The 13201-nt window shown below is 69.0% G+C and carries 9 protein-coding genes; 2 read left to right on the top strand and 7 right to left on the bottom strand.

Going from position 1 to position 13201, the window contains the following annotated elements:
• Nucleotides 1–35: 35 nt before the first annotated feature.
• Nucleotides 36–1817 carry an ABC transporter substrate-binding protein/permease gene (locus QMO76_RS29815; RefSeq protein WP_372342117.1) on the bottom strand — a complete coding sequence of 594 codons (1782 nt, stop codon included), beginning with the start codon at nucleotides 1815–1817 and terminating at the stop codon, nucleotides 36–38.
• A gap of 116 nt (nucleotides 1818–1933) precedes the next feature.
• A complete protein-coding gene (locus QMO76_RS29810) occupies nucleotides 1934–2728 on the bottom strand; it encodes an LLM class F420-dependent oxidoreductase (RefSeq protein ID WP_306364680.1) in 795 nt (264 codons plus the stop codon).
• 211 nt (nucleotides 2729–2939) lie between these two features.
• On the opposite strand from QMO76_RS29810, the gene QMO76_RS29805 reads away from it, so the two are divergent.
• The gene (locus QMO76_RS29805; RefSeq protein ID WP_306364679.1) at nucleotides 2940–4037 is read left to right on the top strand and encodes an ABC transporter ATP-binding protein; all 1098 of its coding nucleotides are present in this window, start codon (nucleotides 2940–2942) and stop codon (nucleotides 4035–4037) included.
• A 166-nt stretch (nucleotides 4038–4203) separates the two neighbouring features.
• Here the strand turns inward: QMO76_RS29805 and QMO76_RS29800 are convergent, their stop codons facing one another.
• Entirely contained in the window at nucleotides 4204–4725 is a 522-nt protein-coding gene (locus tag QMO76_RS29800; RefSeq protein ID WP_306364763.1) for a helix-turn-helix domain-containing protein, read from the bottom strand.
• A gap of 109 nt (nucleotides 4726–4834) precedes the next feature.
• Between QMO76_RS29800 and QMO76_RS29795 the strand changes: the two genes are divergently transcribed.
• The gene (locus QMO76_RS29795) at nucleotides 4835–6004 is read left to right on the top strand and encodes a thiolase family protein (protein WP_306364678.1); all 1170 of its coding nucleotides are present in this window, start codon (nucleotides 4835–4837) and stop codon (nucleotides 6002–6004) included.
• Nucleotides 6005–6154: 150 nt separating this feature from the next.
• On the opposite strand, the gene atzF is transcribed toward QMO76_RS29795, so the two are convergent.
• The 4 genes from atzF to QMO76_RS29775 form a co-directional block, all read right to left on the bottom strand.
• Complete coding sequence (gene atzF, locus QMO76_RS29790) at nucleotides 6155–7882, bottom strand: allophanate hydrolase (protein ID WP_306364677.1); 1728 nt, start codon at nucleotides 7880–7882, stop codon at nucleotides 6155–6157.
• Nucleotides 7883–11500, bottom strand: coding sequence for an urea carboxylase (gene uca, locus QMO76_RS29785; protein WP_306364676.1), 3618 nt, complete (start codon nucleotides 11498–11500; stop codon nucleotides 7883–7885).
• Nucleotides 11501–11503: 3 nt separating this feature from the next.
• On the bottom strand, nucleotides 11504–12160 hold the full coding sequence (locus QMO76_RS29780; RefSeq protein ID WP_306364762.1) for a GntR family transcriptional regulator: 657 nt from the start codon (nucleotides 12158–12160) through the stop codon (nucleotides 11504–11506).
• Between the two features lie 223 nt (nucleotides 12161–12383).
• Nucleotides 12384–13169: a hypothetical protein gene (locus tag QMO76_RS29775; RefSeq protein WP_306364675.1), complete on the bottom strand. Its 786-nt coding sequence runs from the start codon at nucleotides 13167–13169 to the stop codon at nucleotides 12384–12386.
• Between the last annotated feature and the right edge of the window lie 32 nt (nucleotides 13170–13201).

The raw sequence follows: 13201 nt of genomic DNA, 5'->3' as shown, positions 1-13201 counted from the left end.
GGTTACGCTCCGCTGCCGCCTCCGCGCCTGACCGCTCATGCTCCGCGCCCTTCCGTGATCACGGCCTGTTCGACCGGGTCGATCGGCTCTTCCTTGCGGCCGGTGCGCAACCGGCTGTCGATGTAGTTCACCAGGTGCGTGAGCGGCACCGTCAGCAGCAGGTAGACCAGGCCCGCGGCCACCAGTGGCGACAGATTTCCGGTCTGCGCGTTGAGATCACGGCCCACCGCGAACAGTTCCCGCTGCGAGGCCAGCAGACCCAGGAAGTAGATCAGCGAGGAGTCCTTGATGAGCGCGATGAACTGGTTCATGAGCGCGGGCAGCACCCGCCGCACGCCCTGCGGAATCACCACCAGGGTCATGGCCTGTCGATAGCCGAAGCCGATGGCGCGGGCCGCCTCCAACTGCCCCGGCTCCACCGACTGGATGCCGGAGCGGAAGATCTCGCCGATGTACGCCGACGACAGCAGCGCCAGCGCGACCGCGCCCAGCCAGTACGGGTTGTTGCCGGTGATCTCCTTGACCACCGGCCCCACCCCGAGACCGATGAGCAGGATGATCACCACCGCGGGCAGACCGCGGAAGATGTCGGTGTAGACGCGGGCGGGCCAGCGCAGCCAGCGGGTGCGCGAGATGCCCGCCACCGCGAGCAGCATGCCGATGACGGTGCCGAGCACGCCCGCCACCACCGCCAGGATCAGGGTGTTCGGCAGACCCGTCTTGATCAGGTCGGGGAACGCCTGCTTGTACAGCTCCCAGTCGAAGAAGGTGTCCTTCAGCTGTCGCAGCGTCGACTTCTGCTGCACCGCACCGCTATCGGCCTGGTTGTCCGCGTTCTGCGCGGCGATGGCGGCGAAGTCGGGCAGCTCCGGCAGCGGCGCGGCCTTGGAGCCCGGCTTCCAGCCCGGCGGCAGTTCGCGCGGCACCCAGTCCTCGTAGAGCCGCGCGTAGGTGCCGTCCGCGATCACCGCGTCCAGCCCGGCATTGAGGGCGTCGATCAGCGGCTGGTTGTCCTTGCGCACCGCCCACGCCGCGAAGTTGTTGAGACTGAAGGTGTTCTGCGCGATGGTCGTGGCGTCGTCCGGCTTGATCGCGCCCACCGCCTGCGCGGAGGGGGCCACCCAGGCGTCGATCTGACCGGCCTTCAGATTCGCGTACGCGGTGTTGTAGTCCGGGAACTTCACCGGATCCAGGTGCAGCTCGTTGACGACGTACTCGTCCTGCACGGTGCCCTGCACCACGCCGACGCGGGTGCCGCTGTTCAGGTCGGTGAACGAGCCGATGGCACTGTTGCTCGGCACCACCAGCGAGAAGTAGCCGAAGTCGTAGCCGTTGGTGAAGCCCACCAGCTGACGGCGCGCGTCGGTGGTGGTGATATTCGAGGAGCCGACATCGAAGCGGCCATTGGCCACCTGCGCCAGCAGACCCGCGAATTCGGTTCCGGTGAACTCGATCTGCAGGCCCAGCTTGGCGGCGACGGCCCGCAGCAGCTCGTTGTCGAAGCCGGTGAACGCGCCCTGGGAGTTGACGCAGATGCTCGGCGGCGCGTCCGACAGGGTGCCGACGCTCAGCTTGCCCGGGGTGATGAGCCCCAGCCGCCCGAGGTCGATGCTGTCGAGCGGTTGCACGTTCGGCGTGGTGTACCGGTCCGAGGACGCGCCCTGCTGAGCCGTCGACAGCTTGGGTGGCAGCGCGGTGGCGGCGGCGGGCCCCGGGGGCGAACACAGGTCGTTCCCGGGTGCGGCGGCGCTGGGCCCGGTGCCCAGCGCCAGCATTCCGGCGAGTGTGACCAGCAACACTCCTGCGACCGCCGTCATGCGAGGTCGCCGACCTGTGGGCCGGGACCTGACCGTGCGCAAGCAAACCATGACGAAACACCCTAGTCGGGACGATTCGCCACACCTGAGTTGCGGTCAGCCCGCGCCCAACGGTGTCAGGCGATACCCGCCACCGACTCCGGGTTGAACTGATCGCGCCAGCGGATGGCCTGCTCGACGGTGCTCAGGTCGTAGCCGGGGCCGCCGGTGCCCACGGTGAACAGGGTCGCGCCCGCCGCGGCGAAGGCGGGCGCGGCCTCCACACCCGGCCACTCCACCGACTTCTCGACCTTGCCCGCGTCGGTGCCGACCTCGGCGCAGTGGTCGGCCAGAATGCCGGTCTTGCGCTTCAGCGCCTCGAGGTCGGCGAAGCTGTGCCAGATATCGGCGTACTCGGCGACCAGGCGCAGCGTCTTCTTCTCACCGCCGCCGCCGATGAGGATGGGGATATCGCGCACCGGCTGCGGATTCAGCTTGGCGAGCCGGTCGGCGATGCGGGCCATCGACTCCTTGAGCAGCGCCAGACGGCTTCCGGCCGTGCCGAATTCGTACCCGTACTGCTCGTAGTCCTTCTCGAACCAGCCCGCGCCGATGCCGAGGATGAGGCGGCCGCCGCTGATGTGGTCCACGGTGCGGGCCATATCGGCGAGCAGATCGGGATTGCGGTAGCCACCGCCGGTGACCAGCGCACCGAGCTCCACCCGCTCGGTCTGTTCGGCGATCGCGCCGAGCATGGTCCAGCACTCGAAGTGCGCGCCCTCCGGATCGCCGTAGAGGGGATAGAAGTGATCCCAGTTGAAGACCACGTCCACGCCCAGATCCTCGGCGCGTCGGACCGCGTCGCGGATCAGCCCGTAATCGGGCGCGTGCTGTGGTTGCAGTTGGACTCCGATACGAACCGGTCGGCTCACGTGGCACTCCCTAGTCGCGGCATGGACTATCCGTTTCGCTGATCGAGGCTACCGATGCGGAGGTAGGTCCGCCGTTTGAACGCGGTGACGTTCACTCACAGGAGAACTCCCGCCCGTGCCTGCCCGGCGCGATCCGGACGCCTAGGATGTCGCGGACCCTCTACTTCGGATCGTCCGGCACGTTCCTGCCGGTGAAGGGATGTAATTCCATATGGCTACGGTCACCTTCGATCGCGCCTCCCGGGTGTACCCCGGTGCGGTCAAACCCGCTGTCGACGCCCTGGACCTGGAGATCGCCGACGGCGAGTTCCTGGTTCTGGTCGGCCCCTCCGGCTGCGGGAAATCCACCTCGCTGCGCATGCTCGCCGGGCTGGAAGAGGTGAGCACGGGGCGGATTCTCATCGGCGCGAAGGATGTCACGCACGCCGAGCCCAAGGAACGCGATATCGCCATGGTGTTCCAGAACTACGCCCTCTACCCGCATATGAGCGTGGCGGAGAACATGGGCTTCGCGCTCAAGATGGCGAAGGTGTCCAAGGAGGAGCGCGCGCAGCGGGTGCTGGAGGCGGCCAAGCTGCTCGACCTCGAGCCGTACCTGAACCGCAAGCCGAAGGCGCTCTCCGGCGGGCAGCGCCAGCGCGTCGCCATGGGGCGCGCCATCGTGCGGCAGCCGCAGGTGTTCCTGATGGACGAACCGCTGTCCAATCTCGACGCCAAGCTGCGGGTGCAGACCCGCACCCAGATCGCCCAGTTGCAGCGCCGCCTCGGCACCACCACCGTCTACGTCACGCACGACCAGGTCGAGGCCATGACCATGGGCGACCGGGTGGCGGTGCTCGCGGACGGGCTGCTCCAGCAGTGCGCCTCGCCGCGCGATCTGTACCGCGACCCGGCCAATCTGTTCGTCGCCGGATTCATGGGCTCCCCCGCCATGAACCTGTTCACGCTGGCCGTCGAGGGCGGCGCGGTGAATCTGGGCGGGCACCGGCTGCCGCTGCCCCGTACGGTCGCCGATGCCGGCAACGGCAGCGTCGTGGTGGGCATTCGGCCCGAGCACTTCGAGATCGCCGGTTCCTCGAACGGGCTGAGCAAGGAGGCGCACGGGATCACCATGGAGGTGGATGTGGTCGAGGAGCTCGGCTCCGACGCCTACGTCTACGGCCGCGCCCTGGACAAGAGCGGCAATGAGACCATCGTGGCGCGGGCGGATTGGCGCAACCCGCCCGCCAAGGGCACCCGGCTGGTGCTCCAGGCCGACCCCGAGCACACCTACTTCTTCGCGCCCGAAGACGGGCGACGACTGGGCTGAGCACCGATCCGCCCGTCCGCGGATACACGGGCGGGCGGGTCGCCCGTGTCGGCCACCGCCCCGATATCGCGCGGCATCGACCGAGTTTCGGCGGAGGGGGCGGCACGCTCGCACACGGCGCATCGTCGCGGCAGGACGGGTGACCGTCGGCCGCCCGCACCATCGATCAGGAGGCGGGTGGGAGCCGTCCGTGGCGGCGCAGCCAGTCCTTGTTGACGCGCACGCGCAGGTGCTCCGGGGCGACCTCGTTGCCGGAGGCGCTGACCAGCTCGACTCGGACCGGCTCGCCCGTCGCGTCCTCCAGACGCTCCAGCGGCGGGGTGCCGTCCTGGAGGTACGTGTCGCCCCACTGCCAGAGGGCGACCACCGCCGGGAGGAGGTCCCAGCCCATCGGGGTGGGGACGTACTCGTGCCGGGTGCGTTTGCCCTCCTCCTGATAGGGGCGTTTCTCCAGCAGCCCCGCGGCGGTGAGCTTGCGTAGCGCGTTGGCGGCCGCGGCATCGGTGATGCCCACGCGCGCGGCGAATCCGTCGAAGCGGCGGGTGCCGTAGTACGCCTCGCGCAGGATCAGGATCGCCGAGCGGGTGCCGACGATATCGAGGGCCTTGGCGATCGAGCAGCCCTCGGGTTTCCATGCGCTCAGGTCCCTGAGCGGTCCTTCCAAGACGAACGACATGACGCTCATCATACTCCCGCTGACTTGCCTCAACTATTGCCAGCTCCTAATCTGACTTTAGAGCGGTTGAGCCAGCCGCCGAAGGCAGGCCGCGACGCAGCGGCCCTCGGAAGGAATCGCCATGAGAGACGCAGTGATCGTCGAAGCCGTCCGCACCCCCGTCGGCAAGGGCAAGCCCACCGGAGCCCTGCACGGCGTGCATCCGGTCGACCTGCTCGCACACAGCCTGCGAGAAGTGGTGGCGCGCAGCGGTATCGACCCCGAACTCATCGACGACGTGATCGGCGGCGTGGTCACCGCCGTGGGCGAACAGGGTTCCAACCTCACCCGCCGCGCCGCCCTCGCCGCCGGATATCCCGAATCGGTGCCCGCCACCACGGTCGACCGCCAGTGCGGCAGCAGCCAGCAGGCCATTCACTTCGCCGCCCAGGGCGTCATCGCGGGTGCCTACGACATCGTGGTGGCCGCGGGAGTGGAGTCGATGAGCCGGGTCCCCATGGGCGCCAACCTGATCGGCGCGGAGGACATCACCGGCGTGGGCTTCGCCGAACGCTACCCCGAGGGCTTGGTCCCCCAGGGCATCAGCGCCGAACTCATCGCCGCCCGCTGGAACCTCGGCCGCACCCGGCTCGACGAGTTCGCCCTGTCCAGCCACGAAAAAGCCGCCCGCGCAACCAAAGACGGATCCTTCGAAGCCCAGCTGGCCCCACTGGCCGGACTGAGCGCCGACGAGGGCATCCGGGTGGGCAGCACCCTCGACACCCTCGCCGCCCTGCGCCCCGCCTACCACAGCGACGCCATGGCGGCCCGCTTCCCCGAGATCACCTGGAACATCACCGCCGCCAACGCCAGCCAGATCAACGACGGCAGCTCCGCCCTCCTCATCATGACCAGCGAACGAGCCGCCCAACTCGGCCTGCGCCCCCTCGCCCGCGTGCACAGCTTCGCCGTTGCGGGCGACGACCCACTGCTCATGCTGACCGCGGTCATCCCCGCCACCCGAAAAGTCCTGCGGCGAGCCGGACTCCAGCTCTCCGACATCGACCTCTTCGAGGTCAATGAGGCGTTCTCCTCGGTGGTCCTGGCCTGGGCCCATGACACCGGAGCCGACCTCGCCAAGGTCAACGTGAACGGCGGCGCGATAGCCATCGGCCACCCCCTCGGCGCCTCCGGCGGCCGCCTCGCCACCACCCTGGTGCACGCCATGCACGACCGCGGCGCCCGCTGGGGACTGCAAACCATGTGCGAGGCCGGAGGTTTGGCCAACGCCACCGTCTACGAACGGCTCTAGCGGTCGCCTACCGACCGTCACCACCGGACGGCAGGCGTTCGCGGGACGCCGACGCACCGCGCCGACCGGTCATTCGACCGATGCGGATACCGACAGGCCCGCTCATACCGTCTCCCTCGTGATGACAACGACCGCATCCGCCGGACCCTCTCACGACGCGCCGAGATACGCCTTCCAGCCGCCGAACTCGGTGATGTCGGTGGCCGTGGCGGTGGCGTCGTGGGTGGCGGTGAATCCGACCACGGTGCGGCCGTCCTCGAGTTCGATCGCGGTCAGCGCCATCGGTGCGGGCAGGCCAGCCAGGAAGCGGCCGAGTGCGCCTTCGGACAGCCGGAACAGTTCGCCGAGGATGGGGGCCCCGAGTCCGGGGCCGGTGCGCACCAGTCCCGGTTTGAGAGGCGTGGTGTCGAGGGCGGTCAGGCGGTAGGCGTCCGTGGTGCGAACGGTGCCGCTGAAACGAGCGCCCAGTTCCTCGAGTTGCCAGTGCAGTGGCTGGTCGCGCAGATGGGCTCCGAAGACCGCCAGTTCCACCCCGGCGTCGAGGAGAAGCGGTGCGGGAGAGGTGTTCTGGAGCCGTGCGGCGATATCCACGGCCACCTGGTCCGCGAAGGCGGGTACGACGACCATCACACCGAACGGATCGCCGTCCGTCGTGGCCGCGCCCGGGATCGCCACCGCCGCCAGATCGAGCAGATTGCAGAAGTTCGTATAGGTACCGAGCCTGCGATTGATGGTGAACGGGTCGGCTTCCACAGCGGCCAGCGTGGGATGCTCGGTCGTGGTGGGAAGGAGCAGGCCGTCGAAGGGCGCGAGCAAGGTCGCGGCCACCGAGCGGGCCCGGGCGAGCGTATCCAGGTCCGCGGCGAAGGCGGGGCCGGTCGTATTGGCGGCCGCCGAGATGATCGCCGCCACCGTGGGGTCGGCTCCGGCGGGCCGGGCTTCGAGGAAATCGCCTACCGCCGCGTGCCTTTCGGCGACGATCGCGCCGTCGTAGAGCAGCAGGGCCGCGTCGAGCAGCGGTGCGATATCGACGGCGTCGATCTTGCATCCGGCCGCCGACGCCGCGTGGACGGTCCGGTCGAACGCGTCCCGGTAGGCGGGGTCGAGAGCTGCCAGGTTCGCGGGGTCGGGTACCGCGAGCCGGGGGACGTGTGCGGTCGCGAATCGCACGTCGGCGGGCCAGGTCCGGCTGCGTGGATCCCGGGCGTCCGGCCCGGCCATGACCGAGGCGGCGCGGACGGCGAGGTCCAGGGTCGCGGCGAAGACGGTCACCGCGTCGAAATCGGCGCAGGCCGGGACCACTCCGTGCGCGGGGATGACGCCGAGGGTGGCCTTGATGCCGACGAGACCGTTGAATGCTGCCGGCACCCGGCCGGAACCCGCTGTGTCGGTGCCGATTCCGATGTCGGCAATACCCAGCGCGACGGCGACGGCGGATCCGGAGCTGGAGCCGCCCGCGATCCGCTCCGGATCGTGGGCGTTGCGGACCGCGCCGTAGGGGCTGCGGGTGCCGACGAGCCCGGTGGCGAACTGGTCCATGTTCGTCTTGCCGAGCACGATCGCGCCGGCCTCCGCCAAACGCTGTACGGCGGAGGCCGATTCGGTCGGCGTGTAGGCGAATTCGGGGCATGCGGCCGTGGTGGCGAGACCGGCCACGTCGACATTGTCCTTCACCGCGACGAGCAGACCGGCCAGCGGCAGCACGGCACCCGTGGCGAGGCGCTCCTCGACCTCGGCGGCCTCGGCGCGCACCGCCGCTTCGTCCCGAAGCGTGATCCACACCTCGGGTCGATCGACTTCGGCGATCCGTGCGAAGGCGGCGGCGACGCGGGCGGAGGGGGAGAGCCGCGCCCGGGCTTCAGGCTGGGGGCTGGTCATTCAGTCGACTCCGATCACGGCGAGAGGGGTTCCGGGTTCCACGGCCGCACCGGGTGCGGCGAGCACCTTCAGCACGGTGCCGGTGGCCGGACTGGGCACGGGCAGTTCCAGTTTCATGGCTTCGAGCACGGCGACCGGGTCACCGGCGTTCAGCTTGGTTCCGGGCGTGATATCGACCCGCCACACATTGCCGACCATGGGCGCGGTCACCACGGTGGCATCGGGCGGCAGATCCGCGAGCAGGGCGGCACGCCGGTCGACGACCGGTGGCGCGGTGACGGTCCGGTCGAATTCACCGGCCGCGCGCCACGCGGCCTTCTCCTTCTCGAATGCGGCGCTCTGGCGGGATTCGAAAGCGGCGATGGCATCCGCGTTGTCGCGCAGCATGCGCTGGTGGTCGGCCAGGGCGAAGGTGCCCTCGCCGACTTCGGCGTCGAAACGTCCCGCCTGCGCGGCCGCACGGTACTCGAGCAGCTGTTCGGCGGTCACCGGCTCCCAGACGATGCGGTCGAAGAACCGGAACAGCCAGGGTGTCCCGGATTCGAACGGCGGATGCTGCCGGTAGCTGGACCAGATCGGCACGGTGCGCCCGATGAGCTGGTATCCGCCGGGCGACTCCATGCCGTACACGCACAGGTACTTGCCGCCGATGCCCACCGCGTCCGAGGGCGTCCAGGTGCGGGCCGGGTTGTACTTGGTGGTGACGAGCCGATGCCGGGGATCGAGCGGTACGGCCAGGGGCGCGCCGAGGTACACATCGCCGAGTCCGAGCACCAGATACTCGGCGTCGAATACCGTGCGACGCACGTCCTCGACACCGTCGAGTCCGTTGATGCGCCGGATGAATTCGACATTGGACGGCAGCCACGGCGCGGTATCGCGAATCCCGTTGCGGTAGCGGTCGATCGCCGCCGTAATGGACGGATCGTCGAAGGACAGCGGCAGCCGGATGGTGCGGCTGGGCACCACCAGATCACCGGTGGCGGGCAACTGCTCCTCCAGCTCCGCGAGCAATCCCAGCAGCCGGTACTGCGGCAGCACATCGGGATCGACGTGGATGTGCAGCGAACGCACGCCCGGTGTCACATCGATGATGCCGGGGACGGCCACGGCCGCCAGCGCCCGACCGAGCGCGTGCACCCGCATCCGCAGGCCGAGATCGAGCATCTGCTCGCCGTATTCGACGAGAATATTGTCGTCGCCGCCGCGCAGATAGGTCACCCGTGGCCGATCCGCTCCGGCCGCCACGGTGCCGAGGATTCCGCGATCACGAAGTGCCGCCTGCTCGTCCGCGATCACGCCGGTGGCGCGGGTGGCGACCGAGCCGCGCAGTGCGGTGGCGGTCGCGTCGCCGATGGGCGCGAAGCGGACCGTATCCCCGGGCCGGAGCTGACCCAGCTTCCAGCGGTGCGCCGACATCACGGTCAGCGGGCAGGCGAAACCACCCAGGCTGGGGCCGTCCGGACCGAGCAGGATGGGCGTATCTCCCGAAACATTCAGCGCCCCCACGCTGTACGGATTGTCATGGAGATTCGAAGGATGCAGTCCCGCGTCGCCGCCGTCGGTGCGCGACCACTCGGGCTTGGGACCCTCCAGTCGGATGCCGGTGCGGTTGGCGTGACTGCCCACCCGCCACGAATGCCGGTAGAACTGCGTCATATCCGCGTCGGTGAAGTACACGGGCGCGGTCTGCGGACCCTCGCCCACGGCCAGCTCCCAGTCGTGGGTGAACAGCGGTCGTAGCGCGACCGGCACTACGGCTGGATCGCTCAGCGTATGCTCCTGCGCAGCAACGAATCCGAGCACATCGCCATCGGCCACGGCTTTGCCGGTGACGCCACCGAAACCACCGAGGGTGAAGGTCGAGGCGCTGCCGTGGTAGAGCGGCGCGTCGATGCCGCCTCGGATGGCCAGGTAGGTGCGCAGTCCGGCATCCGACGGCGTGCCGATATCGAGTACCGACCCCGCGCCGAGGGTGACGGGCTCCCACATCGGCACCGGCTCACCGTCGACGGTGATCAGCGTCGGTGCGCCGGTGACGCAGACGACCGCCGGCCCCGAGAAGCGGATACGCGGCCCCTGCAGCGTGCACTCCAGCGCGGGTGCACCGGCCGGATTGCCCACGGCGGTGTTCGCCAGGGTGAACGACAGGTCGTCCATCGGCCCCGAGGGCGGGATTCCCACTTCCCACAGGCCGATTCGGCCGGGATGGTCCTGCACGGTGGTCATGGTCCCCGCCCGCAGGACGTCCACGCGGCGGCTGGACCAAGCCAGGTCGGCGAGGCTGCCGGTGATGTGCGACGCGGTGCGTACCACCGGTGCGGTGGCGGCGGCGCGCAGCTGCGGGAGGTTGGTCTGCACGCCGTATATCCGGGTCTCGCCCAGGGCCTCGGTCAACCGGTCGAATGCTTCGTCGCGGGTCGCGCCGTGGGTGATGACCTTGGCCAGCAGCGGATCGTAGAACGCGCTGACCTCGGTGCCGGTCGAGATCCAGGTATCGACGCGGGCGTTCTCGGCGGGGAACGCCGCGGCGGTGACCATGCCCGCGCTGGGCCGATGATCGTGGCCGGGATCCTCGGCGTAGACGCGTGCCTCGACAGCGCATCCGTCGCGTACCGGTCCACCGTCGGGGACGGAGTCGAGCACGGTGGTGTCCCCGCCCGCCAGCCGCAGCATCCACTCGACCAGGTCCACACCTGTCACGGCCTCGGTCACCGGATGTTCCACCTGGAGACGGGTATTCATCTCCAGGAACGACGCCTGCTCACGATCGGTGTCGTAGACGAACTCGACGGTCCCGGCCGAGCGGTACCCGACGGACCGCGCCAGCGCGCGCGAGGTGGAGAGCAGCTGCTCGGTGACCTGCTCGGAAAGTCCGGGCGCGGGGGCCTCTTCGATGACCTTCTGATTGCGCCGCTGCAGCGAACAATCACGGGTGCCGAGACTGACCACGCGGCCGAGACCGTCGCCGAAGATCTGCACCTCGATGTGGCGGGCCCGCGCCACGAACCGTTCCAGGAAGACCCCGGCGGACGAGAAGTTGGCGACAGCCAGTCGCCGCACCCGGTCGTAGGCGGCCCGCAGCTCGTCGGCGTCGAAGCACGCCTGCATGCCGATTCCCCCGCCGCCGCCAACGGCTTTCACCATGACGGGGTAGCCGACGCGCTCCGCCTCGGCGACCGCGTGCTCGACCGATTCCAGAATCCCGCTGCCGGGCACCAGTGGTACCCCCACCGCGCGAGCGGCCGCACGGGCGGTGTGCTTGTCGCCGAAGATACGCAGTTGCTCCGGGGCCGGACCGACGAACGCCAGCCCGGACGCTGCCACCGAGGTAGCGAAATCGGCGTTCTCGGACAGGAATCCGTACCCGGGATGCACTGCGCCTGCACCGGAGGCCAATGCCGCCTCGATCACGCGGTCAGCGCGCAGATACGACTGCGCGGCCGGCCCCGGACCCAACCGCACCGCGGCGTCGGCCATCCGGACATGTGCCGCACCGAGATCCGCGTCGGAGTACACCGCGACGGACTTCAGACCGAGCGCGCGAGCGCTGCGGATGATGCGACAGGCGATCTCACCGCGATTGGCTATCAGCACGGTGTCGAAGTTCAAGCTCACCAGCTACTCCTGTTCGGCGGCCATGGACATGGCGACGACGGCGCGCGTCACGCGCTCGAGTACGACGTCCAGAGATTCGCCGATGTGCACGCGCAGCAGTTCGTGGGCGAGCGAAAGATCCTCTGCCAGAACGGCATCCAAAATCGCGAGGTGTTCGGCGATGGTCACCTCGATACGATTGTTGACCATGAAGTCGTACATCCGGACGTGCCGGATGCGGGCATTGACCGCCACCAGCTCGCGTACCAACTCGGCGTTGCCGGCGGCTGCGAGCAGAGCGACATGGAATTCCTCGTCCACCACCACGAACCCGGGTTCCTGCGCGGGCGGATCGTCGCGCAGCGCCAACCAGCGTTCGCGTTCCAGCCGCAGCAGTTCGTGATCGTGCACAATGCCCGGATTGGCGATGGCGCGTTGAATCCCCGCCAGCTCCAGCATGATTCGCAGCTCGTAGAGGTCGCGGACCTTCGGGATGCTCGGCCGGACCGGACTGTATCCGACATCCTCGCGCTGCAGCAGCCCGTCGGCGCACAGCATGGCCAGCGCCTCGCGCGCCGGGGTCCGCGAAATCCCGAAGCGCGCGGAGAGTTTCGGCTCGGTGAGCCGTTGACCGAATTTGACCCGCCCGTTCATCAATTCGTCCCGCAGGGTGGCGTACACCCTGTCCCGTAAGGGCGCGGTTACGAGGTTGGGACGTGTACCCGTTGGCGTCGACACGCCTGTATACGCTATGGACCGGCGGTTTCCTGATCGTCACGCCGAGTTACCGCCTGGTTAGCAACTCTGCGACTCGCGTAACCACCGGGTTAGCAACACCTCACCGCTGTCAGCACCGGCACCGCCTTCACCCGAGCCGAGAGCATCGAAGACCGCAGTGCCGCTATCAGCGGACCAGCAGTTCCGCGATGGACAGCGGGCGGCCGCAGTCGGGACAGTCGAAACTGCCGAACAGGTAGGTGAGTTTGGTGGCGATGGAGCGGTGTCCGGCGTCCAGGGCGCTCTGGTACAGGTGGGTGAGCACCGGGTCGAACGCGGCGGGGTCGATCGGGGTCAGCGCGGGATCGTTCGGCACGAGGGCGGGGTCGTCGTCGGGGAGATCGTCGGTCTGCCAATAGCTTTGGCCCCAGTCGAAGGACCACTCGCGCCACTGCCCGTTGGGTGCCTTGATCTCGCAGTGCGTGCACACCGGGAGGCTGAAATTGAACTCCTCCAGCACGAGTTCGTCCAGGTGCAGGAAGTCCAGCACCACGTGCCAGTCGGAGGCGCCCTCGAAGGCCGCCACCGCTTGCAGGACGTAGGCGAAGTCGTACCGGTTGAGCCCGGCACGCAGGGTTTCCGAGGTCAGCCGGGCCAGCGCGGCGACCTCGGCGGCGTGCGCGGCCATGACGTCGATGCCGTGTGGTTCCGCCGCGGCGACGATGTTTCCACTCAGCACCAGCAGATCGATCCGGCCCGGATCGCCGGGCGGCAGCCCGGCAGCGATCTCCGCCATCGGCTCCAGGGCGGCGAAGCTGGCGGAATACACGGATCCCTGGTGGTAGATCCGGGACTGCAGGCGCCCGGTCACCGCCTTACCGTCGCCGGTGGTGTAGCGCGCGAGCATGCCTGGGATGTCGTCGGCAGGGCCGTAGGCGTGGTGCAGGCTGGACCAGTCGATCATGCGGAACATCAAACCACCTTGTGCACCGCGCCTAGGCGACC

Origin of the sequence: Nocardia sp. CC227C, assembly GCF_030767025.1 — a bacterium.
In the GTDB taxonomy this organism is placed as follows: Bacteria; Actinomycetota; Actinomycetes; order Mycobacteriales; family Mycobacteriaceae; genus Nocardia.
The sequence above is the reverse complement of the archived record's forward strand: the minus strand, read 5'-3'. Positions and strand labels throughout refer to the sequence as shown.

Excerpts from the sequence above, each read along its gene's own strand:
- QMO76_RS29815 (WP_372342117.1), bottom strand. The coding sequence starts at position 1,817 with ATGACGGCGGTCGCAGGAGTGTTGCTGGTCACACTCGCCGGAATGCTG.
- QMO76_RS29805 (WP_306364679.1), top strand. The coding sequence starts at position 2,940 with ATGGCTACGGTCACCTTCGATCGCGCCTCCCGGGTGTACCCCGGTGCG.
- QMO76_RS29800 (WP_306364763.1), bottom strand. The coding sequence starts at position 4,725 with ATGATGAGCGTCATGTCGTTCGTCTTGGAAGGACCGCTCAGGGACCTG.
- QMO76_RS29795 (WP_306364678.1), top strand. The coding sequence starts at position 4,835 with ATGAGAGACGCAGTGATCGTCGAAGCCGTCCGCACCCCCGTCGGCAAG.
- atzF (WP_306364677.1), bottom strand. The coding sequence starts at position 7,882 with ATGACCAGCCCCCAGCCTGAAGCCCGGGCGCGGCTCTCCCCCTCCGCC.
- QMO76_RS29775 (WP_306364675.1), bottom strand. The coding sequence starts at position 13,169 with ATGTTCCGCATGATCGACTGGTCCAGCCTGCACCACGCCTACGGCCCT.